A 22783-nucleotide genomic window follows, 5' to 3' on the forward strand; every position below is an offset into this window, starting at 1 on the left:
GCGCTGGTCGACTGTGCGTGGGCTTTACGGTGTGATCATGTCGCAGCTTGAATTCACCGGGCAGGTTGCCATCGTCACTGGGGGCGGGCGCAATCTTGGCCGTGGCTACTGCATCGACATCGCTCGGCGTGGTGGCGCGGTCGTGGTCAACGACATCGATTGCGCCGCAGCGGATGCGGTGGTTCAGGAGATCGTTCGGGCGGGTGGAAAAGCCGTTGCTTCCTATGACACGGTCGCGACGCGCGAAGGTGGAGGGGCTATCGTCGCCACGGCGGTGGAGCATTTCGGGACTGTCGATATTCTCATAAACAACGCCGGCAATGTGCGCGCGGGCGATTTTGCCGACATGGCCCTCAAAGATTTTGAGGATGTTCTTGCGGTGCATCTCAAGGGAGCTTTCTGCGTGACCCAGTCGGCTTGGGCGATCATGCAGGAAAAAGGTTATGGCCGGATCGTCATGTCCGGGTCCGCCGGCGGTGTCTTCCCGGAGCAGGGCTACAGCGAATATGCTACGGCCAAGGCCGGGATCGTCGGCATGACGCGCGCGCTTGCTGCGGAGGGCAGGGAGCACGGAATTCTGGTCAACGCGATCCATCCTCAGGCGGGGGGTTCCTCCATGACGGCTGCGGCAAACCCGATTCCGGGCCTGAAGGATAAAAGCCATGCCGGCCCGGACGCGGCGCTTTCGCCTTACAAGTCCGTCGCGGCGGTAAGCCCGTTGGTCCTTTATCTTTGTTCCGCGCAGTGCGACCGGACAGGCTTGATCCTGGCTGCTGGCGCTGGATGGTTTGGCCGCGTTTTCCTGGGTCTGACCGGTGGCTGGATCGCGCCCGAATTGGGCGTGGCGCCGAGCCCGGAGGAGGTTGCCGACCATTTCGACGAGGTGGTCGACACCCAAAATTATATCGTCCCGCAGGGCGCATCGGAAGAAATGAGTCACATAGCGACGCGGCTCGGTCTTTCGACCTGATGAAATCGGAAGGCGGGCGGTTCGGGTGACGATGGGACCGAGAGGAGATCGAATAATGAAAAGAGCAAGGCCTGGCCGGGTCCATTCCGAGCTTCCGCGGCATCCGGATATGGCGTGGATGGGTTGCGCCGCATGATCCGGGGCATTCATCATGTCGGCATCCACACGTCCAATCTGGATCGTTTGAGGGACTTTTATGAAAAGGCGTTCGGCTTTGAAGCGGTCGGTGAAGAAATGCGCTTTGAGGACTATCCGGTCGGCGCGCTTGTCGTTGGGGTTCCCAATCCCGTGGCGCGCGTTTTGATGATGAAGACAACGAACTGCTACATCGAATTATTTGAATGGCGGTCGCCGGAGAGCGAAAAGCTTGCGCCCAGCAAGCCCTACGACTTCGGCTATACGCACTTCATGGTCGATGTCGACGATATTGACGCCGAGTATGAGCGCCTGTCCGCTCTGGGCATGAGGTTCGTGCATCCTTCCCCGCTGCATTTCGGAGGGGGCAATGCCTCGGTCTATGGTCAGGACCCGGACGGGAACATCATCGAGATCGGCCAGATTCCGCCCGGGAACGGTTTTCACCTTGAGGTCAAGGCCTGAACGGTGGCGATAATGAAGACATCCGGATTTGAAGGAGATTTCTCTTGAGCGCCAAGACAGTTTATATGGTTTACGGTGGGCCTACTTCGGATGAAGTCGAGGAAGAGGTGGCCCGCTGGTACGAAACCCATCTCATCGAGATGTGCACGCTTCCGGGCCTCATCTCTGCGCAGTTGTTCAAACCCGCAGAGGCTCAACTGCCGCGGCTGACGGTCAAGCTGCCGAAGACCATGGCGATCTATGAGTTCGACACCGACGACTTGGCCGGCGCGTTCAGGACATTGTGGGCCAGCAGCCTGACCAAACGGCTTCCCCCGCCGCGCGAAGGCACGTTCGAACTGCATCCCGGTTTCCAGTCGTGCGTATATGAACTGGACCGGGAGTTCCCGGACGATCATGGCAATCAGTCGCCGGGCGAGGGTCTTCCGGCCCTGCCGCCGGCACGCAAGCACGTCATGATGGTTTTCGGCTCACCGACGTCCGAAGAGGCGAAGCCGATCGTCGACGCCTGGTGGGGGCCGCATGTCGAGGAAATGACCACGGCGCCCGGCCTCATCGCGTGCAGTTTCTACCGGCCCAGCAAGGTGCAGTTGCCCCGGCTGGTGGGAGATCTGCCGCAGAATTTGGCGATCTGCGAATTCGACACGGACGACATCAAGCGCGACATTGCCAAGCTCGTCCGCATCGGGATGGAAGGGCATCGGACCGGCAAGTTCGTTCCAGGCGAGTCGATCGCGTCCCCGCCGGAAGGCTCGTTCCTGCTCGATCCGGTCTACCAGACCGGGGTCTTCGAGCTGGTCTCCCAGTGGCCCAAGCCGGTCTGAGAAGAAGCCGGAAGATTTTCAAGGATAGAGATATGGATCAGGGGAAAAGTTTCGACCCGCGGAACCCGGCGGCCGGCGCCAGCATTGTCGCGGACGGTCTTCGCACGCATTATCTGGATGCCGGCCGCGGCGAGCCGATCATCCTTCTCCATGGTTCGGGTCCGGGCGTTTCGGCCTGGGAGAACTGGGCCGGGCTTATCCCCGTGATGGCGCAGCACCGCCGCGTCATCGCGCTCGACATACCGGGATTCGGGGCGACGGAGCGCAAGGCGGACGGTCAATATGACATGGATTTCTGGGTCGGTCACCTGTTCGCGTTCATGGATGCGCTTGGCATCGCCAGCACGCCGCTGGTCGGCAATTCGTTCGGCGGCATGGTCGCGATGGCCGCATCGCTGCGCGACTCCAGCCGCACGTCGGCATTGATCCTGATGGGCTCGGCTGCCGGCGACATTCCGATGAGCGAGGCGCATAAACTGGCATCCGTCTATGACGGCACGATCGAGAAGCTGGAAGAGATACTGCGCATCTTCCCATTCGATCCCGCCTTGCTGACTCCCGAGATGCTCAAACGCCGTCACGCGCAGAGCATTGATCCGGAAGCGAAAAAGTCTCCGCATCCGGTGCCGGTCGTCAAGAACGATCAGGGCGAGACCGTCTTTCGGGTCTCGTCCGAAGCCGAACTGGAAGCCATCACCACCCCGACGCTGATCCTGCATGGCCGCGACGACCGGGTGCTTCCGCTCGAACTGGCGATCCGCGTGCATCGCGCGATCAAGACCTCGCAGTTGCACAGCTTCGGCAATTGCGGCCATTGGGTGCAGCTTGAGCGCTCCGACGATTTCGTGAAGCAGGTCGTCAGCTTCCTGGAGAAGATGTCATGACCTTCCATTCGGGGCAATCGGACACCCCGAACTCGGCCGTGGCCTCGCCGCACTGGCGGGCGAGCCAGGCCGGACGGGACGTGCTCGCCGCGGGTGGCAACGCGCTTGACGCGGCGCTGGCCACCAACGCCATGCTGTGGGCCTGCTATCCCCATATGTGCGGTGTGGGCGGCGACATCTGGATGCTTTATTACGACGCGGCAACCGCACGGGTTCATTGCCTCAACGGCTCGGGCGGAGCGCCGCGCACCGCGACGCCGGAGGAATTCGCGCGACGCGGGCTTTCGCAGATTCCCGTCAAAGGACCGATGTCGCTTGCCGTGCCGGGGGCGGCCGCCGGATGGCATGACGCAATGAAGCGTTTCGGCACGATGCCGGTAGCCGACCTGCTTCGCCCTGCCGCCCAGGCGGCGCGCGAGGGCGTGGAAATCACGCTCCGGATGTCCGGCTGGATGGATAAGGTCGCGGACCTGCTCCCGACCGATCCGACGCTTGCGAAATCCTTTGTCGTCAATGGCGCGCTCTTGCCGGCAGGCTCCATCTTCCGCCAGCCCGACCTGGCCGACGCGATCGATCGCCTGGCCGATGCCGGCTTTGCCGACTTCTACTCCGGCGATCTTGGCGCGCAGATCGCCAAGGGCATCGCTGAGGCGGGGGGCATGCTCACCGCAGAGGATCTCAGGACGCATGCCACGCTCTGGGTGGAGCCTGTGAAGACCCGCTTCGATGGCCTGGAGGTGCTTACCACGCCGCCGAACAGCCAGGGCGTCGCGGCTATCGAGATCCTTAACCTGCTTTCGCTGATCGAGGGCGGACGTTCCGCTCCGGGCACCGCCAGGCAGCTCAACGCCTTTCTGGAGGCGAAGCGCCTCGCCTATCTCGACCGCAACAGCTATGTTGCCGATCCCGCGCATGTCCCCGTTCCGGTCGACAGGCTGACCAGCCTCGACCATGCACGCTGGCTTGCCGAGAATGCCGGAGCGCTGCCACGCGGCGGCGCTGCGCCGATGGAAGGCGATACGGTCTATCTTTGCACCGTGGACAGGTGGGGCAACGCATGTTCGGTGATCCAGAGCCTCTATCACCCCTTCGGCTCGTGCTTCGTGCCGGCCGGCACGGGCGTGGTCATGGCGAACCGCGGGTCCTATTTCTCGCTGGACAGGAGCCACGTCAACGTCGTGGCTCCGGGCAAGCGGCCGGTGCACACGCTGATGGCCTCGATGGCGCTCAAACGAGGGAAGCCTTGGCTCGTTTTCGGGACGATGGGTGGCGAGGGGCAGCCGCAGACCTCCGTTCAAGTGCTGCTGCGCGTCCTGAACGGGGATGGCCCGGCCGAAGCGGTGGCCGCGCCGCGCGTGCTGAGCGGGCAGATTTATCCCGGCGACGCGGATGATCAGCTCCATATCGAGGAAGATTTCGGGGAGCAGGTGATCAACGAGATCGTGCGCTGTGGCTACAGCGTGAAGTCCGTTCCCAGGCATGACGAGATGATGGGGCACGCCCATGCGATCCTCATGGAAGACGGGAAGATCGAGGCGGGCGCGGACCCCCGCAGTGATGGCGCGGCAATTGCCATTGCCGCCAATGCTCCCGCGCTCCCCGCAACATCATAAGGAAAACAGGCATGACGACATCTTCCACCGACGCGAAGCACATGCTGATGGCATGCTGGAAAGTGAACCAGGCGGGCAATGAAGAGCATTTGCGAGAACTCGTCGACGCGATCGAAGCACAGGTCCGGATTCCGGGCGTTCTCGCCATCGAGCACGGCCCAAGGACCGCTCAGGTCGATTGGGAAGGCCCTGACAAGGATTTCGGCTATGCGATGCTGGTGACTTTCGATGGCATCGGGGCGGTTCGGGCCTATCCCTCGCACCCGCTGCACCAGCAGCTCGTGGGAACGATCTATTATGTCGGGGACGACATCCGCTGGTTCTGGATGGACTGCTGAAACAGGCGCGGGGGCCTGCATCCACGGGCCGCGAACATGATCAAGGATGAAGGATCGAGATGGTGTCGAACGATAAAGCCAAGCATATCCTGACGGTCTTCTGGGTGTTGAGCGACCCTTCCCATGTCGAGAAGATGGGAGAACTTGTCGCGGCGGTGGAAGCGCAGCGGGAAATACCGGGCGTCCTGTCGGTCAAGCACGGCCCCCGCACGTCCGAGGTGGATTGGGAAGGCCCTGACAAGGCGTTTGACTATGGCATGGTGCTGACGTTCGATAATTTCGACTCCGCCCGCGCTTACGTGCCGCATCCTATCCATCAGACGCTGGTCTCGACCATCCTGCGCCTTGGATCGGAAGTGTCCGACATTCGCGGGTTCTGGATTGATCGTTAATTTATTATACCGCAAACGCGGCTTGAAATGGCAGCATTATGACCATTGATCCCAAGACTATTCAATATCATGGCGACGCGCTCTACGATGCGTTCGTTACTCGCTCGACACTGCCGCCTTTGCGCGACCGCGTCGAAGGCCTGACGATCGAAGATGCGTATCATATCGCGGCCCGCATGGTGCAGCGCCGGGTCGATGCGGGTGAGAGGATCATCGGCAAGAAGATCGGCGTCACCTCGAAGGCTGTGCAGGACGCCATTGGCGTTTTCGAGCCTGATTTCGGGCAACTCACATCGGGAATGGCCTTTGACGATGGCGCCGTGATCGAACTGGATTCCCTGATACAGCCCCAGGCGGAAGCAGAGATCGCCTTCATCCTGAAGTCCGATCTCAGTGGACCGGGAATAACGCCCGACGACGTCCTGCGCGCGACTGACCATGTGCGCTGCTGTTTTGAGATTGTCGACAGCAGGATTCAGCGCTGGGACATCAAGATTCTCGATACTGTGGCTGACAATGCATCCTGTGGCGTCTTCGTTCTTGGCCATGACAAGGTCGATCCGCGCGAAGTTGACCTGGCGCTCGCGGGCATGGTCGTCCTCAAGAACGGCGAACTGGCCTCGACAGGGGTGGGCGCCGCCGTACAGGGATCGCCGCTCAATTCGGTCGCTTGGCTGGCCGATACGCTGGGCAGGCTGGGAGTGCCGCTCCTTGCAGGAGAAGTCGTTCTTTCCGGCTCGCTTGGGCCGCTCGTTTCCGTCGATCGCGGGGATAGCCTCGAAATGAAGGTTCTTGGGATCGGATCGTGCTCGCTTCGCTTCGCGTGAGCTGGCGGCCGATAGTTGATGGTCTCTCAATCGTAAACCGCCCTGTTCACAGGCTGCTTCATTCAGTGCGACGAAGAAGCGGCATCAGAGCAGCGGCCTCAAATAACGGAGCTCTCAGGTGAGCAAAATCAAATGCGCCATTATCGGGCCGGGGAATATCGGCACGGATCTGCTGTACAAGCTGCTGCGATCCGATGTGCTGGAGCCGATCTGGATGGTCGGCGTCGATCCAACGTCGGCTGGCCTTGCCAGGGCGCGCGAACTTGGCCTCAAAACGACCGAGGAGGGCGTTGATGGCCTTGTGCCGCATGTCGTGGCCGATGGCGTCCAGATCGCCTTCGACGCGACTTCGGCCTATGTCCATGCGGAAAACAGCCGCAAGCTCAATGCGCTTGGCGTGCTGATGATCGATCTCACGCCCGCCGCCATAGGGCCATATTGCGTGCCGCCCGCGAATTTGGACGAACTGGTCGGACGCAAGGTGATGAACGTCAATATGGTCACCTGCGGCGGTCAGGCGACGATCCCGATGGTATATGCGGTCAGCCGCGTGCAGCCCGTCGAATATGCCGAGATCATCGCGACGGTGGCCTCGAAGTCGGTCGGTCCCGGCACGCGCAAGAATATCGACGAATTCACGCGCACCACGTCCGGCGCGGTCGCCAGGGTCGGGGGGGCGAAGGCGGGCAAGGCGATCAACGTCATCAATCCGGCGGAGCCGCCGCTGATGATGCGCGACACGGTTTATTGCGAGACGGAGGGGGAGCCCGATCGCGAGGCGATTACCCGCTCCGTGCACGAGATGGTCAAGGAGGTTCAGAAATATGTGCCGGGTTATCGGCTGAACAATGGTCCCTTGTTCGATGGACGCAAGGTTTCCCTGTTCCTGGAAGTGGAGGGGTTGGGAGACTTCCTGCCCAGATATGCTGGAAATCTGGACATCATGACGGCCGCCGCGGCGCGCACCGCGGAGATGTTCGCGAACGAGATCATGAGCGGCAAACTGACGCTCGAACCCACGACCGAGGAGTCTGTCTGATGAGCGAAGAGACCAAAGTCCGCGGTCGCAAGGTGAAATTGCATGACATGTGCCTTCGGGACGGCATGCATTCCATGCGCCACCAGATCACGGTCGAGCAGATGGTCGACATCGCGACCGGGCTCGATGCGGCCGGCGTGCCGTTATTGCAGGTGACGCATGGCGATGGGCTGGGCGGTTCGTCGCTCAACTATGGCCGCGGTCTGCACAGCGACAGGGAATATATCACTGCCGTCGCCTCGCGGATGAAGAATGCGGTGGTGTCCGTGCTGCATGTGCCGGGTATCGGCACGCTCGACGAACTGAAGATGGCGGCCGATTGCGGCGCTGGCTGCGTGCATGTCGCCTCGCACTGCACCGAGGCGGACGTGACCGAGCAGCATATCGGTCTTGGCCGGAAGCTTGGCATGGACACTGTCGGTTTCCTGATGATGGCCCATATGGCGCCGGTCGAAACCATGGTCGGGCAGGCCCTGCTGATGGAAGGTTATGGCGCCACCACCATCTACTGCACTGACAGTGCGGGCTATATGTTGCCCGGCGAAGTGACCGAAAGGATTTCGGCGCTGCGTTCGGTCCTGCAGCCTGACACGCAGATCGGGTTTCATGGCCACCATAATCTGGGGATGGGCGTGGCTAACTCGATTGCGGCCGTTGCCGCGGGGGCCGATCGCATCGATGGATCGGCAGCAGGGTTGGGCGCGGGCGCGGGCAACACGCCGCTGGAACTGTTCGCCGCCGTTGGCGAGCGAATGGGCATTGAGACCGGCATCGACGTCTTCAAGCTGATGGATGTGGCGGAGGACCGGGTTCTGCCGATCATGCCGCAACCGCCGCGCGCGGATCGGGATGCGATCACGCTGGGCTATGCGGGCGTCTATTCCACCTTCCTTTATCTCGCGAAGGATTGCGCCCGCAAATATGGTGTTCCTGCCCGCGACATCCTCATGGAACTGGCCCGCAAGAAGATGATCGGCGGCCAGGAGGACATGATCGAGGATACCGCGCTCACCATGGCCCGCGAACGCGGTCTGAATGTGGGCGGAACCGTCTCCGCCGGCGGTTGATCAACGAGAGGCGAGGACGTCCCATGCCCTCTGCCCGGCCATGACAATGCGACAATAATCAAGGGGGGCGGATTCATATGGAGCAGGCGACTTCGGCAGACATTGTCGTGGTGGGTTCCGGGCTGGGCGGGATGATGACCGCTTTGCGAGCGCATGATCGCGGGTTGAAGCCCCTGATCATTGAGAAATGCTCGCATTATGGGGGCACATCCGCCTTTTCGGGCGGTGGAATCTGGATTCCCAACCATCGCTGGCTCAAGGGCGTGGATACGCCCGAGAAGGCGCTGACTTACCTGCGGGCGATCACCAGGGGGCAGGGCGACGACGACAAGTTCCGCGCATTTATCGACAACGCGCCGGCCATGGCGGAATATGCCATGTCGCTTGGCGCGGACCTGTTCATGCTGGAAAGCGTGCCGGACTATTTCTCCGAAGAGGAAGGGGCGGTGTCCGGGCGGCAGCTTTCGCCCAGAGATTATATCGCCAAGCCGCTGGGCTTGGAATTCCACCGCATGCGTTCAGCTTATCCGGGCTTCTTTGTCGCGGGCCGCTATCAGTTGGGGCTGAATGCGCTTGGACCGCTGATGAATCGCGGGAAAGGCTGGATGCGGGAGGGTTTCAAGCTGGTCGGGGGCTACTGGGCCGATCTTGGCTGGCGCCTCAGAACCCCGCGCGACAGTCGGCTGTCGATGGGCAGCGCTTTCGTCGGCTATATGCGAAAGGCGATGGTGGACCGTGACATCCCTCTGCTCCTCAATACAGCATTGGTCGGGCTGGAAAGGACAGGCAATCGGGTTACCGGAATTCGCGTCAACCATAATGGCAATCATCGGGTGATAGCGGCTGGAGCGGTGATGCTGGCCGCAGGCGGGTTCGACCAGAACCAGGCGATGCGGGATCAATATCACTCCGTCCACACGAAGGTGGCCAACTCCCTGACCCCACCGGGCGGGAATGAAGGGGACGCGATCCGGGCGGGACAGGAGATCGGGGCGGCCATAGAGAATATGGAAAATTCCTGGTGGTGTCCGTCCTTTTCCATTCCAGCCCAGAACAATTTGCGTGAGCCCGCCGGCCAGTTGATATTCGAGCGCGCGCGGCCCGGATCGGTCTGCGTCAACCGGTTGGGCAAACGTTTCGTCAACGAAGCCTGCTCCTATGATCGCTTCGGTCATGCAATGATCGCGGATCACAGGAAGACGGGCGCGAACCTGCCCTGTTGGATGGTCTTCGACGCTCGCTACCGTCACAGATATAATGTCAGCAACCTCCTGCCCGGATGGCTCTGTCCGGACAAAAGGCTTCCGCCCGAATATCTGGACAACATCATCTATCGCGCCGGTACGATCGAGGAACTGGCGCGCAAAATCGAAATCGATCCCGATGCCTTGGCAGCAACCGTGCGCAGCATGAACGACTATGCCAGGACCGGAAAGGACCCGGAGTTCCATCGCGGCGATTTCCTGTTCGACAGGGCGTTCGGGGACAGCGGCGCGGGCCCCAATCCCAATCTCGGCCCGATCGAGAAGGCGCCCTTTTATGCCATAAAGGTGGAGCTTGGCGACCTTGGCACGAAGGGGGGCTTGCGTGTCGATGAATGCGCCCGCGTTCTGGATATGTCGGGCGATCCCATCGAGGGGCTCTATGCCACCGGCAATACGACCGGTTCGCTGTTCGTCGATACCTATCCCGGACCCGGCAGCACGCTCGGGGCTTCAATGACATTTGGCTTTGTCGGCGCCAATCATGCGGCCGATAGGATGTTGGCGCGATAAGGCGCAGACAGGTCTAGGCTGGACAGCTACCTCCATCCGATCCGGATTGGTCGTGAACCACCCGTTTGAGCAGATCGATCGCGGAGCCGATCTGTTGAGGGGTCAGGCAGGCATATCCAAGCAAGATAAGGCGATCGTGATCGGGGCTTGGCACGATCTGGCACGTCGGGCTGCCAGCCAGGCTGTAGATTCCCACGCCCAGCTTGCGGGCCGCCGTTTGTAGATCGAATGCAGGTTCGAATTTCGGGCTGGTCTTCCAGACCAGATGCATGCCGCCTTCATATCCGCTTGTCTCCGTATCCGGAAAGGCGGCGGCAATTCCCGCGATGACGGCGCTTCGCCTTTCGAGGTAATTTTTGCGCATGCGTCCCAGATGTTGTTCGAAGGCGCCGGAACTGATGAACTGGGCCATGATGGATTGTTCCAGCCACGGATGCCCATTGTTCATGACTGATTTGATGGCGGCCGCCGGCTCAGCGAGATGTTCGGGGAAGACCGCATAGCCCAGCCGCAGACCGGGGCCGATCGACTTGGAGAATGTTCCCAGATAGACCACGCATTCAGGACCTGCCGCCTGCAAGGCCATGAGCGGCGTTGAATTGTGCCGGAAATCGCTGTCATAATCGTCCTCGATCACCAATGTGCCGCTTTTCCGGGCCCATGCGATCAACGCCATGCGGCGGTCGGAGGACATGGTCACGCCCAAAGGGAACTGATGCGATGGCGTGACGTAGGCGAGGCGCGCGCCCTTCTCGGGCAAGGCGTCCGTGTCGATCCCATCCCTGGTCACGGCGACGGGATACAGCTTGCCCCCCAGGCTGCGGAACACCTGCGCGGCGCCGTTATAGCATGGGTCCTCGACGATAACGTCCTCGTCATGAATGCCAATCAAGCGGGCGACGAGGTTGAGTCCTTCCTGCGCGCCGGCCGTTATGATCACCTGCTCCGGGCGGCATACTATGCCCCTTGTCACGCGCAAATGGTGAGCGATGGCTTCCCTCAGCAGTAAGTGGCCCGCCGGCGGAGTGTAGTCGATGGCCATTTTGGTAAAGGTATCAAGATGTTCTGAAGCCAGGCGGCGCCAATGGTTTCGCGGAAAAAGATGCGGATCGGGTCTGCCGATGCGAAAATCATAAGGCAACCGTTCGCCAAAGGGTTGAAAGAGGTTCATCCCTTCAACCCTTTGCTGCACCTCGGGAAGAATATTGACGCTGGACTCAGCAACCTTTGGCGGAGGAGGAATACGGATGCCCAGGCTGGGCAATTGATTGCATATGAAGGTGCCATGACCTGGCCGTGTTTCGATCAACCCTTCATCGATCAGTCGCTCATAGGAAAGCACGACCGTCCGCCGGGAAAGGCCGAGCAAGTCTCCCATTTCACGGCTGGACGGAATCTGATCTCCAGGCTGCAGGACTTTCGATGAAATCAAATCTCGGATTTGATCCACGAGCTGCTGTTGGAAAGACTTTTCTTTTGAGTAGCGTACCGAAACCGGAAGCTGCATGATGGGATCCCCGTGCAATCTGGGCGCTTATGGTCTGTCCAGCTCTTTGGAATCGCGTGCAATCCATTGCTTCGTCCCCGACACATTCTGGGCCTGAACAGGCTAGATGGATTGAGCAACCTCTCTGCTTCGACCAGCGACTCTATTTCGTCCGCGGATAATATCAATCAAAGCGGACTCTTGACAAGCGGATCAGTTGTTCACATAAACGGATCACTGATACGTTTTATGATCGTCGATCTGGACATCCGTTCGGAAATTGCCGGCGATCCGCTTTGGCGAAGGCAGCATTCATGGCTGATAAGCTTGATCTTTCGACGGAATTTCGCGGTCGTCGCGCTCTTGTGACCGGGGGCACGCAGGGTATTGGCGCAGGGATAGCGCAACGCCTTCTCGACGGGGGCGCGCAGGTGGTGGTCGCGGGACGTTCCCGCAGCGAATCCACGCCCCAGAAGGCAATCTTGGTCACGGGCGACCTCAGTGTCGCGGAAGGGGTTGAGGCTGTCGCGCGCCAGGCGCTGGATGCGATGGGCGGACTTGAAATCCTGGTGAACAACGCAGGCGGGTCGCCTATCTTTCTGGATGGCGTGACGGCGATCCCGGATGAGGAATGGCAAAATAGCCTTGCGCTCAATCTCATGGCTGCGGTCCGTCTCACCAATGCCGTGCTTCCTGCGCTCCGGCAATCCCAGGGCGGCGCGGTCCTCAACATGTCATCGGTATCCGCTACGATGGCCTTTCCCTTCGCCGCGCAATATGGGGCCGCAAAGGCGGCGCTGGATTATTATTCGCGTACGCTGGCCGTCGAATTGGGGCCGATCGGCATCCGGGTCAATGCGATTTCGCCCGGCCCTGTCTCAACGCTGAACGCGGATGAGCAGCGCAAGCAATTTCCCATGTCCGATGACGATTGGCGCCGGGCCGTACCGCTGGGAAGCATGGGCATGATCGATGACATTGTCGAGGTTGCTGCACTGCTGCTGTCGCATCGCGGAAGCTTCTTAACCGGTGTGAACTATGTTGTCGACGGTGGAATGACCGCTCGTCGATGAGTGGCTGTCGCTTCGACGGTCGCGGACCAATATGAAAATCGGCCATTGGTCCAATCATATAATCAAAATTTCTATAAGTTTATTCGTAGCAAGACGCAAATCTCTCTTTCGAGGATTGGCAACGAGTAAACATAACTATTTTCGAAAATTGATCTTGTTCCCGAAGCCAATTCTGTCGGGAGCAGGGGTCGAAAGCTGCCAATTGTTTTTGAGAGGTGAGTTGTGGGTAAACTTGATGGCAAAGTTGCGGTTGTGACGGGTGCGACGAGTGGCATGGCCTTGGCGAGCGCAAAGCTTTTCGTTGAAGAAGGGGCTTATGTCTTCATCACTGGCCGGCGGCAGGATCTTCTGGAGGAAGCAGTCCAGGAAATCGGCCGTAACGTGACGGGCATCAAAGCCGATTCAACAAATCTGGATGATCTCGATCATCTATATGATGTCGTGCAGCGCGAAAAGGGCAGTATCGACATACTCTATGCCAGCGCCGGCATGGGCGAGCCCATGCCGATCGGAGAGATCACGCTGGACCATTATGACAGACAGTTCAATCTCAACACGCGGGGCACGCTGTTCACCGTGAACAAGGCGATCCCCCTGTTCAACGATGGCGGGTCGATCCTGATGACGGGCTCTATAGCTTCGGTCAAAGGTTGGCCCGGCTGGTCGGTCTATGCGGCGAGCAAGGCGGCGCTCCACGCTTTCGCGCGCGGCTGGGTGAGCGATCTCGCGAAGCGCGATATTCGCGTGAACGTGCTCAGTCCGGGCCAGGTCTTTACGCCGACGCAGGAAGAGGTGATGAAGGACCCGGATATGAAGGCGGCCTTTGAAGCCATGATCCCGCGAGGAAGAATGGGCACGCCGGAAGAGATTGCGGGGGTCGCTCTTTTCTTGGCAAGCGATGATTCAAGTTACGTAAATGGAATGGAGTTGAAGGTCGACGGAGGAACCTCGTCGATCTGATTCGACTGACCGCAAGGCGGGGGAGAAGGGTAGACCGACTTCCCTCTCGCAAGATATTCTCCAGAAAATAATCGACACGCGGCGCTTAGGGCAGGGACACGGGAATAAAGCAATGAACGGTGTGACGGAGCTTGGTTATCTGGTGCTTGGCGTGAAGGACATGCCGCGCTGGCGGGCCTATGCGGGCGATTTTCTCGGACTGGAGGTCGTCGATGGCGAAACTTCGGCCGAAACCTTTCTTCGCATGGATTTTTGGCATCACCGGTTGATCCTGGAAGAAGATTCCCTCGACGACGTCACAGCTTTGGGACTGCGGGTCGCTGATGAAGAGGAATTCGAAAAAATGGCCCGCCGCTTGAACGATGCGGGCGTACGGCACCGCATCTGCTCGAAAGAGGAAGCGCAGGCGCGGCGAGTCCTTCGTTTGATGAAGCTGGAAGATCCCGACGGTCATCCGATCGAGATTTTCCACGGTCCCCTCGTCGAGTTCAACAAGCCGTTCCATTCGGGACGGAGGATGTATGGCCAGTTCGTGACCGGCGCGGCCGGGCTGGGCCATTGCCAGATCGCGGGGGCCAACATCCCGGAATTTCTAAGCTTCTATCGACTATTGGGCATGCAGGGCGATGTCGAATATAAGGCTGAACTCAGCCCCGGCAAGGTGACGGAGCTTGCGTTCGTGCACACCACCGGTCGCGAACGTCAGCATGTGATCGCCTATGGCCTTCCAGGCACCAAGCGCATGAATCATATCATGTTCGAAAGCAATTCGATCGATGATCTGATCTATACATATGAACTGGCGCAATCCATGGACATTCCCATCGTGCTGGCGCTGGGACGGCATTCGAATGACCACCAATATTCCTTTTATTGCGCTTCACCGTCCGGCTATATGATCGAATATGGTTGGGGTTCACGTCCGGCTACAGTTCAGACGGAATATTACAGCGCCGACTTTTACGGACATCAGTTGCTGACCACACCTCCATGGAATCAGTGACATCTCCAATCCACTTCGCGAACGAACCTGAGTTCTGACCGCGTCTGTTTTCCGAGGAATGAAGCAAATGGCAATTCGTGTTATCCAGTGGGCGACCGGTGCGGTCGGGGCGTCCACGCTGAAGGCGATCATCGAGCATCCTGACATGGAACTGGTCGGCGTGTGGGTGCACGCGGCGGAAAAGGTGGGCAAGGATGCTGGCGAATTGGCCGGTTTGCCCCAGAGGACCGGCATATTGGCCACCAATGACGTGAATGCCCTTATCGCGCTCGACGCTGATGTCGTCGTTCATGCGCCGGCGGGGCAGGGGCCGATCGAGGAGCGCGACCAGGTCGTGTTCGATCTGTTGCGTTCGGGCAAGAATGTGGTCTCGTCCACCGGTCCGTGGTTCGTGCCCGAACTGCGCAGCCCCGAATATCTCCAGCAGATTGAGGAGGCATGCCGCGAAGGCGGGACCACGCTGATGTCCGCCGGCGCGAACCCGGATGTCGTCGTTCCTTGGCTGGGCGCGGCAATGACGCGCATGTCGCTGGATGTCGATCATATCTACTTGGCAGAAATCGACGATTTCTCGCCCAATCCTAATCTCAACATGATGGTTGAATTGCTGGGCTTGGGAAAACCCGCCGAAGAATTCGAGCCATGGATGGAAGAAGGCGGTTATTTCCAGCAGAGTGTCCTGGAATGGCTGCACCTGCTGGCCAGGAACACCAACATCCAGCTTGGAGAGGTGAGGGGCAGTTACGACTTGTTTCTCGCAACGCGCGACTTTGAGATCGCCGTCGGTGAAATAAAGAAGGGCACCGTTTGCGGCGCGACATTCCGCTGGTCAGTGCCGCGCCTTGGCGAGACAAAGCCGTTCATCGACTTCGAGTTCATCTATACCGTGCAGCGTGATCATCCCGATTTTCCGGGTTTGTCAGACGAGGTGCGCTTGGTGGTGGAAATCGAGGGCGCGCCGTCCACGCGTACGACAATCGATATTGCTCCCACCTTCACGGGGAACGGCAGGTCTATCGAGGAATGGCCGGCTTCGGGCGTCTTTCTCGCCGCCGCTGCGAGCGTATTCAACTGCATCCCGGTCGTCATCGATGCCCCGGCCGGATTGTTCACCATGCCAGTGCCCGGTGCGTGGAAGGCGCCCTGATTGGCAGGTCGGCGCCAGCAATCTTTTTCTCGGGCACAGCAGGTCCAGTCCCCAGGCAGTATGCGTGTGACGCTGCAGAAAGGGGAACCGCTGGGCCCGATTATAAGATGGGCTTTGTCGGATCAGTCAGAATGGCGCGTGCGATAACGTCGGTGAGATACTGGGAACGGTGCGCAAAGGAGGATTGATCGCGTAGCCACCCCGCCGCCGCAATAAGGGCGAACAGATCGGCGCCATCAAGGTCCGTTCGCGCTTTGCCGTCATGTTGCGCGCGCGCAAGCAGCCGCGTGCCCGCGGAGCGCATGGTTTTGCACGATTTGTAAAGCGCGGATGCCGGATCGGCATCGGCCGCAGCCATGAGGTCGGTTACGCCTCTGTAGCGTTGAAAAAAATCAACGCCGCTCCGGAACCAGGCGACAAGTCCTTCTCCCGGCTGTTCGGAACTCTCAAGTTCTTCCGCTTTGTTCGTCAGGGCGTCAAGATCCGTGCTCAGCAAAATATTGATCAATGCTTCACGAGAGGGGAAGTGCCGGTATAGCGTAGCCAATCCTACATCGGCTTTGCGGGCGATGTCGCGCAGGGAAGCGTTCGCGCCTTGCTCCGAGATGACATCCCGCGCGATCACGAGCAAATGATCGTAATTTTTTTTTGCGTCGGCGCGCATTGCTCAAGCTCCGAGTCAATTCGACAGAGGTTCTCGCGTTCAATAGCGTTTGTTGAGTAAAGCGCAATGCACGGCTTTGTTGATCCGCCCGGCAGATCTAGAATTGCGGACGATTTCCGATGCGCACTGGACAGTCCTAATGGCCGGCCATGTGGACCAAAGTCGAAACTCGCGACTGGTCCAAAGCCGTGTCGATTATGGCTCTATGATGTCCGTTCCGAAGCTTGATGAAGCGCTTTTGAGAGGGTGCTGTGCAAATCTGCGTCAAGCCTCATCATTTCTTGTTTCACCTAGTGGAAGGCGAATTTTCAAGATGGCAATGAATCTTCACCACATCAATATCAGCACGCCGGACATGAAACGTCTGCAAGACTTTTATGAAAAGGCATTCGGTTTCGAAGCGGTTTTCGTACATGATTTGGAAGATTATCCAGAAGAAGCGGAGCGGGTCATCGGCATCAAGGATGCGGCCGCAACGACCGTCACGTTGAAGGGGGGCAATGTGTATATTGAGCTCTTCCAGTGGTCGAACCCGAAAGGCCGGCCGCTCGAACCGCTCCGTCCCTATGATTACGGCTATACGCATCTTTGTTTCGCCGTTGATGACATAGATGCCGAGTTTAAGCGTTTGTCAGATCTTGGCTTGCCCTTCGTGCACGAGTCTCCGGTAAAGTCGGTCTTTGATGGTAAGACCTATGGGTCAGTCTATGGTCGCGATCCGGATGGCAACCTGATAGAAATCATGCAGTCTCCGTCTGACAGCGTTATGGCTCTTAACAAGTGCGAGGCGCTGGCCACGCCCATTATCTCGTAACCGTTAGCTGAACGCCGAAATCCCCGTCAGCGTCCGCGCGATAATGAGCTTCTGTATTTCCGTCGTTCCGTCAGGGATGGGCAGGATGATGGCTTCGCGCGCGAGCCGCTCGACAATGAACTCGCTGGTGACGCCGTTGCCGCCATGGATTTGGACCGCCTGCCGGGTCGCTTCGACGGCGATCTCCGTTCCGTACCATTTCGCCATGGCACATTCGGCGTCGCAGCGTTTGCCCTCATCGATCATCGACGCGGCGCGAAGCGCCAACAGGCGAGCTGCGTCGATCCGGGTCGCCATGGTCGCGATCTTGTCTGCGATCAACTGATGCGCGGCGATCGGCTTGCCGTGCTGGACGCGATCACGCGCATAGCGGATCGCTTCGTCTTTGGCACGGCGCGCCAGGCCATATCCCAGCGCGGCGACGTGCACCCGTGCCCGCTCGAACACGGATAGCGTATTGCGGAGCCCGTCCCCCACCTGGCCGATCATATTGGTTACCGGAACGCGCACATCGTCGAGGAAGATCTGGGCGGTCGACTGGCCGTTCAGCGCGATCTTCTCGATGCCGCGCACCTCATAGGGATGCTTGTCCCGCTCCAGGAGGATATGGGTCAGTTCGCCCTCGCCGGTGCTGCATGTGCAGATCAGGAAATCGGAATGGGCGCCATTGGATATCCATGTCTTTTCGCCGGAGATGATCCAGTGATCGCCGTCGCGGACCGCCCGCGTGCGCACGCCGGACACGTCCGATCCGACATTCGGTTCGGATATGCCCATGGCGGCGATCGTCTCGCCGCGCAGCAATGCGGGAAGATAGCGATCGCGAAGATGCCGGGGCGCGAGCTGATGGATGATCGACGCGCATACCGTGTTCATCAGCAGCGGTATCGCCAGATCGATGGAGGAATAGGCGACCTCCTCGAACAGGCGCAGATGGAGGCGCCAGTTCTGGCCAAGGCCGCCTGCCTCCTCCGGAAGCGGCGCGTTGATGAGGCCGAACTCCGCCAATTCTCCCATCCATCCGGCAAGCTGGGCCTTGGAGAAATGCGCCTGTCCATGGGCCCGGATTTGCGGCTCCAGCCTTTCGTCCAGGAAGCGCCGCAGCGCATCGACGGCGAGGCGCTCGTCATCGTCATAACCGTAGAGCGTGTCGGTCATATCTCCACCTCCGCTGTGCGGCCGTGGCGGGAGAGGGAGGCGAGCGCGTCGCGATATTGCCGCTCGATCTGCGCCGTGAGATCCCGAACCGAATGGATGCCGTCGATCGGACCCACGCCATGTCCGGCGGTCCAGATGTCGCGCCACCGTTTCGGGCTGATCTCCTCGGTGACGTTGAACTCGCCCTCCGGCCGGGTGAGGGTGTCGGGCACGGTCTGGCGCAGGAAATTCGCATGGAGCCCCGAGACGCGGTCGGTATAGACGATGTCGCTCGCAGAGGATGCGACGATCATCTCCTTCATTTCCTGGGCCGCCATGCTCTCGAGCGTGGGGATGAACACCGTTCCCATCGACACCATGTCCGCTCCCGCCGCGATCGCCCCCGCCACGCTGTGGCCATTGCCGATCGCGCCGGCCAGGATCAGCGCTTTGTCGCCCAATATGGGGCGCAACTCGGAGATGAAGGCGAAGGGGTTGAGCGTGCCGGCATGGCCGCCCGCTCCGGCGCAGACGGCGATGATGCCGTCGACATTGGCGTCGATCGCCTTGCGGGCATGGCGCATGTTGGTCGCGTCATGAAACACCAGGCCGCCATAGGAATGGATGGCGTCCGTCACCTCCCGGCTGATGGCGAGCGTCGTGATGACGACCGGCACCTGATGCCGGATCGTGATTTCCAGATCCGCTTCCAGACGTTCATTGGTGGCGTGCACGCTGAACTGGACGCCGAAGGGCGCGTCGGCGGAGGTCAACTGCCTCCTGATCTCGACCAGCCATTCCTCATAGCCTTCCGCCGTGCGCTGGTTGACTGAGGGAAAGGTGCCGAGCAGCCCCGCGCGGCAGGCCGCCACGACGAGATCGGGTCCGGAAACGAGGAACATGGGGGAGGTGAGGGCTGGAACGCGCAGGCGGTCCGCAAGCGAAGCAGGCAACATGATCATGATTCTCCGGCGTTGGATTGCGGCCAAAGGGGGCGCCGCTTTTCAAGGAAGGCAGCCACGCCTTCGTGGAATTCGGGACTGCCCAGGCAGGTGCTGGCCGCAATCCGTTCCGCTTCGAGATAATCCTCGAACGGCAGGGTGCAGTCGCGAAGTAGCGAACGGGTCTGGCGCAGCGCAAGCGGCGCCCGGTCAGCGAGGCGGCTGGCAAGGTTCACCGCCATTTCCTCCAGCGCGGCATCGTCCGAAAGCTGGTCGCACATGCCAAGGGTGAGGGCGCGCTCCGCTAGCACCGGCTCGTCCTGAAGGACGATATGGCGCGCAGTCTGCGGACCGACGCGCCGGGCCAGCCAGTAAGGCAGCGCCATGTCGGGCGTGAGGCCGATCCGCATGAACGGGATCAGGAATCGCGTCGTCGTTGAGGCCAGAAGCTGGTCGCACGCCAGCGCAAGCCCCATCGCGCCGCCCGCGCAGGCGCCGCGTACCGCGCCGACGATGGGCTTGTCGGCCCCGCCGATGATGCGGCACAGATGGAGCAGACGGCCGTGGAAGGCGGTGAAGGCATCGGCTTCGAGCTGCCGCATATATCTTATGTCTCCGCCCGCGGAGAAATTCGCGCCCATGCCCGTCAGGATGATTGATTTTATCCCGTCGTCCGCCAGCGCATCTTCCAGCGCCTGTTGCAGTCCCGCGCGGGTTTCTTCATCGATGGCGTTGAGGCTTTCGGGCCGGTTCAAGGCGATGCGCCGAACCCCCAGAGCGGGGCTGTCGGCGGTCACTTTCAAGGCAGGAGCGCTCATGCGCGGGCTCCGTCGCGTGGCGGATTGCGGAAAAACATGGTCATCAGCTTCTCTCCGAAGCGGGAGTCCGGCCAGCGAGATCGCGAAGGGCCTTTTTGTCGATCTTGCCCACGGCGGTCAGCGGAAGCGCGTCGACGAACTCCACCCGTTTCGGGGCGTAAAGCGATCCCTTGCGCGCCTTCACATGGGCGGCGAGCGCCTGCTCGGAGACGTCCGCTCCGGCCTTCCGGATCACATAGGCGGTCACCGCTTCGCCCCATTTGGGATGCGGCGTGCCGATGACGGCGCAAATGTCGACCTGCTCGTGGCTGGTCAGGGCATCCTCGACATCGCGGCTGTAGATGTTGAAGCCGCCCGAGATGATCATGTCCTTCTTGCGGTCGACAATGTAGAGATAGCCGCGTTCGTCCTGCGTCCCGATGTCCCCGGTGTGCAGCCAGCCGCCGGCCAGCGTTTCCGCCGTGAGTTCGGGCAGATTATGGTAGCGGTCGAGCGCGGCCGGGCTGCGCACGCAGATTTCGCCCGGCTCTCCTGTGGGAACGGGCTTGCCGTCCTCATCCAGCAGCGCGACCGTCGCGGACGCCGCCGGGAAGCCGCACGAAGACAGAAGATGCGGCGCATCGGCCCGGTGATCGGCGCGGCGAAGGATGCTGAGCGGCAGGCATTCGGTCTGCCCATAGCCCTGGGAGAGTATTGGCCCCAGCCGTTCGACGGCTTCCAGAAGCCGTGGCGGCGCGATGGCGGAGGCGCCGTAGAAAAGCGTCTCCAGCGACGAAATGTCGCGGCGTCCCAGCGCCGGATCGTCGAGCAGGGTGTAGATCATCGAGGGAACGAGGAAGGTGAAGTTGATCCGCTCCCGCTCGATGATGGCAAGGGCCTGCTCGACGTCGAAGCCTCGCATCAGATGGATGGTGCCTCCCCGCCAGAGCAGCGGCAGGATGAAGGTACCGGCCGCATGACTGTTGGGCGCGACGCCGAGATAGCTGGGCAGCTCCGGCAGCTCATAATCGCTCAGCGGCGCGAACAGTGCGAAGGCGCTGGCGGTCCGCTGAAGCCGGACTGCCCCTTTCGCCCGCCCCGTCGTGCCGCCGGTATAGTGGATCATGGCGATGTCGTCAGGTTCGGCGCGGCTGCAGGGAGTAGCCGTCCCCGTCTCTTCGGCCAGGCGGACCAGATCGGGGGCGAAGTCGGCCTTGCCGATCGCCAGCACATCGATGCCTGGCTCCAGCGCAGGCAGCAAGGCCGCCGCCGTCGCCCCATGTCCCAGCGCGTCGATGATGAGGCATTTGGCGCCGGCATCCTTCACCTGGAAAATATGGTCGGTGATGGCGTTTTTGGGATGCAGCGCCGTGACGCCGCATCCCAGTGTCTGCACGGCGATGGTGGCGCACCAGGATTCGAAACTATTGTCGGTCAGGATGGCGACGATGTCGCCGTTCCGCAGCCCGCGCCCCGCGAACACGGCCTGCATCCGCCCGATCAGTTCGAGCGTTGCGCCGTAGCTATAGCTTTCCATGTCGGTCCGGAACGCGATCCTGTCCGGGAAACGGCGCAGCGCGAGCAGGGCCTGGGCGCCGAAATTCACGGCATTATGATTGGATTGAGACATCATACCCTCCGATGGAGCGTCAGCGTGCCGTCATGCGCGCGCCACCGTCGAGATCGATGGTCGCGGCATTGAAATAGGCATTTTCCACGATCTGCCGGACAAGGCTACCGAACTCCGCCGGATCACCCATGCGGTTGGGAAAGAGGATCGTGTTCTGCACCAGCGAATCCACCACCTTCTCGGGAAGTTCCAGCAGCATGGGGGTCGCGAACACGCCCGGCGAGATCGTCATGATCCGGATGCCAAGCGGCGCCAGATCGCGCGCGACGGGCAGGGTGAGGCCGATGAGGGCCGCCTTGCTGGCGCTGTACGCGGCCTGACCGACCTGTCCCTGCGTCGCGGCGCCCGATGCGGTGCTGATGATGACGCCACGCTCCGCCCCCGGCTCTTCCGGCGCGTTGTTCGCCATGTGGACGGCCGCCAGCCGGATGATGTTGAAGCTGCCGGTCAGGTTGACGGCGATCACCCTGTTCCAGAGGTCGAGCGGGAAGGGCTTGCCCTTCGACACCGTCTTTGCGGCTCCCTCGATCCCGGCGCAGTTCACCGCGATGTCGATCGATCCGAAACGGTCGACCGCCCCGTCAAGTGCGGCGGCGACGGCCTGTTCATCGGTGACGTCGACCGCCAGGGTCAGGCAGGCGTCGCCCAGCTCGTCGCCTAGCGCGGCAAGGCGATCCTTATGCACATCGAAAGCGGCGATCCGGCTTCCGGCGGACGCCAGGGCGCGCGCGGTCGCAAGGCCCAGTCCCGACGCCGCGCCTGTGACGACCGCAACCTTATTTGTTGGATTCATGTCCTCTTA

23 protein-coding genes are annotated in these 22783 nt (G+C 60.8%); 16 read left to right on the forward strand and 7 right to left on the reverse strand.

The features are described from left to right. Positions 1-37 precede the first annotated feature (37 nt). The 11 genes from HUK72_RS00405 to HUK72_RS00455 all read left to right on the forward strand — a co-directional run bounded on the left by HUK72_RS00405 (position 38) and on the right by HUK72_RS00455 (position 10329). The gene (locus HUK72_RS00405) at positions 38-970 is read left to right on the forward strand and encodes an SDR family NAD(P)-dependent oxidoreductase (protein ID WP_176595022.1); all 933 of its coding nucleotides are present in this window, start codon (positions 38-40) and stop codon (positions 968-970) included. A gap of 132 nt (positions 971-1102) precedes the next feature. Continuing rightward, positions 1103-1570, forward strand: a complete 468-nt coding sequence (locus HUK72_RS00410; RefSeq protein ID WP_218035879.1) for a VOC family protein — start codon at positions 1103-1105, stop codon at positions 1568-1570. Positions 1571-1614: 44 nt separating this feature from the next. Beyond that, entirely contained in the window at positions 1615-2394 is a 780-nt protein-coding gene (locus HUK72_RS00415; RefSeq protein ID WP_176595024.1) for a hypothetical protein, read from the forward strand. Positions 2395-2426: 32 nt separating this feature from the next. Beyond that, positions 2427-3278: an alpha/beta fold hydrolase gene (locus HUK72_RS00420; RefSeq protein WP_176595025.1), complete on the forward strand. Its 852-nt coding sequence runs from the start codon at positions 2427-2429 to the stop codon at positions 3276-3278. Next, positions 3275-4891 (forward strand): gamma-glutamyltransferase family protein, encoded by a 1617-nt coding sequence (locus tag HUK72_RS00425; protein ID WP_176595026.1) that lies wholly within the window; start codon positions 3275-3277, stop codon positions 4889-4891. The genes HUK72_RS00420 and HUK72_RS00425 overlap by 4 nt, the downstream gene beginning before the upstream one ends. Positions 4892-4902: 11 nt before the next feature. Then, positions 4903-5229 carry a Dabb family protein gene (locus tag HUK72_RS00430; protein ID WP_176595027.1) on the forward strand — a complete coding sequence of 109 codons (327 nt, stop codon included), beginning with the start codon at positions 4903-4905 and terminating at the stop codon, positions 5227-5229. Positions 5230-5291: 62 nt separating this feature from the next. Next, positions 5292-5621, forward strand: a complete 330-nt coding sequence (locus tag HUK72_RS00435) for a Dabb family protein (protein WP_176595028.1) — start codon at positions 5292-5294, stop codon at positions 5619-5621. A 38-nt stretch (positions 5622-5659) separates the two neighbouring features. After that, the gene (locus HUK72_RS00440) at positions 5660-6448 is read left to right on the forward strand and encodes a fumarylacetoacetate hydrolase family protein (RefSeq protein WP_176595029.1); all 789 of its coding nucleotides are present in this window, start codon (positions 5660-5662) and stop codon (positions 6446-6448) included. A 118-nt stretch (positions 6449-6566) separates the two neighbouring features. Then, a complete protein-coding gene (locus tag HUK72_RS00445) occupies positions 6567-7487 on the forward strand; it encodes an acetaldehyde dehydrogenase (acetylating) (protein ID WP_176595030.1) in 921 nt (306 codons plus the stop codon). Beyond that, positions 7487-8554: a 4-hydroxy-2-oxovalerate aldolase gene (gene dmpG, locus HUK72_RS00450; protein ID WP_176595031.1), complete on the forward strand. Its 1068-nt coding sequence runs from the start codon at positions 7487-7489 to the stop codon at positions 8552-8554. The genes HUK72_RS00445 and dmpG overlap by 1 nt, the downstream gene beginning before the upstream one ends. Positions 8555-8631: 77 nt before the next feature. Continuing rightward, positions 8632-10329: an FAD-binding protein gene (locus HUK72_RS00455; RefSeq protein ID WP_176595032.1), complete on the forward strand. Its 1698-nt coding sequence runs from the start codon at positions 8632-8634 to the stop codon at positions 10327-10329. A 13-nt stretch (positions 10330-10342) separates the two neighbouring features. Here HUK72_RS00455 and HUK72_RS00460 read toward each other — a convergent pair whose 3' ends face one another. Further along, positions 10343-11836 (reverse strand): PLP-dependent aminotransferase family protein, encoded by a 1494-nt coding sequence (locus tag HUK72_RS00460; RefSeq protein WP_176595033.1) that lies wholly within the window; start codon positions 11834-11836, stop codon positions 10343-10345. Positions 11837-12129: 293 nt separating this feature from the next. On the opposite strand from HUK72_RS00460, the gene HUK72_RS00465 reads away from it, so the two are divergent. The 4 genes from HUK72_RS00465 to HUK72_RS00480 all read left to right on the forward strand — a co-directional run bounded on the left by HUK72_RS00465 (position 12130) and on the right by HUK72_RS00480 (position 15998). Next, positions 12130-12888, forward strand: a complete 759-nt coding sequence (locus HUK72_RS00465) for an oxidoreductase (protein ID WP_176595034.1) — start codon at positions 12130-12132, stop codon at positions 12886-12888. 252 nt (positions 12889-13140) lie between these two features. Continuing rightward, entirely contained in the window at positions 13141-13848 is a 708-nt protein-coding gene (locus HUK72_RS00470; RefSeq protein WP_369805975.1) for an SDR family NAD(P)-dependent oxidoreductase, read from the forward strand. 112 nt (positions 13849-13960) lie between these two features. Further along, positions 13961-14851 carry a VOC family protein gene (locus tag HUK72_RS00475; protein WP_176595036.1) on the forward strand — a complete coding sequence of 297 codons (891 nt, stop codon included), beginning with the start codon at positions 13961-13963 and terminating at the stop codon, positions 14849-14851. 67 nt (positions 14852-14918) lie between these two features. Beyond that, positions 14919-15998 carry a hypothetical protein gene (locus HUK72_RS00480; RefSeq protein ID WP_176595037.1) on the forward strand — a complete coding sequence of 360 codons (1080 nt, stop codon included), beginning with the start codon at positions 14919-14921 and terminating at the stop codon, positions 15996-15998. Between the two features lie 100 nt (positions 15999-16098). Here the strand turns inward: HUK72_RS00480 and HUK72_RS00485 are convergent, their stop codons facing one another. Beyond that, a complete protein-coding gene (locus tag HUK72_RS00485) occupies positions 16099-16662 on the reverse strand; it encodes a TetR/AcrR family transcriptional regulator (protein WP_176595038.1) in 564 nt (187 codons plus the stop codon). Positions 16663-16975: 313 nt separating this feature from the next. Between HUK72_RS00485 and HUK72_RS00490 the strand changes: the two genes are divergently transcribed. Then, the gene (locus HUK72_RS00490; RefSeq protein WP_176595039.1) at positions 16976-17476 is read left to right on the forward strand and encodes a VOC family protein; all 501 of its coding nucleotides are present in this window, start codon (positions 16976-16978) and stop codon (positions 17474-17476) included. A gap of 3 nt (positions 17477-17479) precedes the next feature. On the opposite strand, the gene HUK72_RS00495 is transcribed toward HUK72_RS00490, so the two are convergent. The 5 genes from HUK72_RS00495 to HUK72_RS00515 are packed head-to-tail and all read right to left on the reverse strand — an operon-like array spanning position 17480 to position 22774. After that, the gene (locus tag HUK72_RS00495) at positions 17480-18634 is read right to left on the reverse strand and encodes an acyl-CoA dehydrogenase family protein (RefSeq protein WP_176595040.1); all 1155 of its coding nucleotides are present in this window, start codon (positions 18632-18634) and stop codon (positions 17480-17482) included. After that, the gene (locus tag HUK72_RS00500; protein WP_218035881.1) at positions 18631-19575 is read right to left on the reverse strand and encodes a nitronate monooxygenase family protein; all 945 of its coding nucleotides are present in this window, start codon (positions 19573-19575) and stop codon (positions 18631-18633) included. The genes HUK72_RS00495 and HUK72_RS00500 overlap by 4 nt, the downstream gene beginning before the upstream one ends. Continuing rightward, positions 19572-20372, reverse strand: a complete 801-nt coding sequence (locus HUK72_RS00505) for an enoyl-CoA hydratase/isomerase family protein (RefSeq protein ID WP_176595041.1) — start codon at positions 20370-20372, stop codon at positions 19572-19574. The genes HUK72_RS00500 and HUK72_RS00505 overlap by 4 nt, the downstream gene beginning before the upstream one ends. 43 nt (positions 20373-20415) lie before the next feature. Continuing rightward, a complete protein-coding gene (locus HUK72_RS00510; RefSeq protein WP_176595042.1) occupies positions 20416-21981 on the reverse strand; it encodes an AMP-binding protein in 1566 nt (521 codons plus the stop codon). A gap of 19 nt (positions 21982-22000) precedes the next feature. Further along, positions 22001-22774: an SDR family NAD(P)-dependent oxidoreductase gene (locus HUK72_RS00515; protein WP_176595043.1), complete on the reverse strand. Its 774-nt coding sequence runs from the start codon at positions 22772-22774 to the stop codon at positions 22001-22003. Positions 22775-22783 lie beyond the last annotated feature (9 nt).

The sequence above is a fragment of the Sphingobium sp. 15-1 genome (assembly GCF_013375535.1).
Taxonomy (GTDB): Bacteria; Pseudomonadota; Alphaproteobacteria; order Sphingomonadales; family Sphingomonadaceae; genus Sphingobium; species Sphingobium aromaticivastans.

Excerpts from the sequence above, each read along its gene's own strand:
- HUK72_RS00495 (WP_176595040.1), bottom strand. The coding sequence starts at position 18,634 with ATGACCGACACGCTCTACGGTTATGACGATGACGAGCGCCTCGCCGTC.
- HUK72_RS00465 (WP_176595034.1), top strand. The coding sequence starts at position 12,130 with ATGGCTGATAAGCTTGATCTTTCGACGGAATTTCGCGGTCGTCGCGCT.
- HUK72_RS00475 (WP_176595036.1), top strand. The coding sequence starts at position 13,961 with ATGAACGGTGTGACGGAGCTTGGTTATCTGGTGCTTGGCGTGAAGGAC.
- HUK72_RS00460 (WP_176595033.1), bottom strand. The coding sequence starts at position 11,836 with ATGCAGCTTCCGGTTTCGGTACGCTACTCAAAAGAAAAGTCTTTCCAA.
- HUK72_RS00440 (WP_176595029.1), top strand. The coding sequence starts at position 5,660 with ATGACCATTGATCCCAAGACTATTCAATATCATGGCGACGCGCTCTAC.
- HUK72_RS00430 (WP_176595027.1), top strand. The coding sequence starts at position 4,903 with ATGACGACATCTTCCACCGACGCGAAGCACATGCTGATGGCATGCTGG.
- HUK72_RS00455 (WP_176595032.1), top strand. The coding sequence starts at position 8,632 with ATGGAGCAGGCGACTTCGGCAGACATTGTCGTGGTGGGTTCCGGGCTG.
- HUK72_RS00505 (WP_176595041.1), bottom strand. The coding sequence starts at position 20,372 with ATGAGCGCTCCTGCCTTGAAAGTGACCGCCGACAGCCCCGCTCTGGGG.
- dmpG (WP_176595031.1), top strand. The coding sequence starts at position 7,487 with ATGAGCGAAGAGACCAAAGTCCGCGGTCGCAAGGTGAAATTGCATGAC.
- HUK72_RS00420 (WP_176595025.1), top strand. The coding sequence starts at position 2,427 with ATGGATCAGGGGAAAAGTTTCGACCCGCGGAACCCGGCGGCCGGCGCC.
- HUK72_RS00510 (WP_176595042.1), bottom strand. The coding sequence starts at position 21,981 with ATGTCTCAATCCAATCATAATGCCGTGAATTTCGGCGCCCAGGCCCTG.
- HUK72_RS00480 (WP_176595037.1), top strand. The coding sequence starts at position 14,919 with ATGGCAATTCGTGTTATCCAGTGGGCGACCGGTGCGGTCGGGGCGTCC.
- HUK72_RS00425 (WP_176595026.1), top strand. The coding sequence starts at position 3,275 with ATGACCTTCCATTCGGGGCAATCGGACACCCCGAACTCGGCCGTGGCC.
- HUK72_RS00485 (WP_176595038.1), bottom strand. The coding sequence starts at position 16,662 with ATGCGCGCCGACGCAAAAAAAAATTACGATCATTTGCTCGTGATCGCG.
- HUK72_RS00500 (WP_218035881.1), bottom strand. The coding sequence starts at position 19,575 with ATGATCATGTTGCCTGCTTCGCTTGCGGACCGCCTGCGCGTTCCAGCC.
- HUK72_RS00490 (WP_176595039.1), top strand. The coding sequence starts at position 16,976 with ATGGCAATGAATCTTCACCACATCAATATCAGCACGCCGGACATGAAA.
- HUK72_RS00515 (WP_176595043.1), bottom strand. The coding sequence starts at position 22,774 with ATGAATCCAACAAATAAGGTTGCGGTCGTCACAGGCGCGGCGTCGGGA.
- HUK72_RS00410 (WP_218035879.1), top strand. The coding sequence starts at position 1,103 with ATGATCCGGGGCATTCATCATGTCGGCATCCACACGTCCAATCTGGAT.
- HUK72_RS00405 (WP_176595022.1), top strand. The coding sequence starts at position 38 with ATGTCGCAGCTTGAATTCACCGGGCAGGTTGCCATCGTCACTGGGGGC.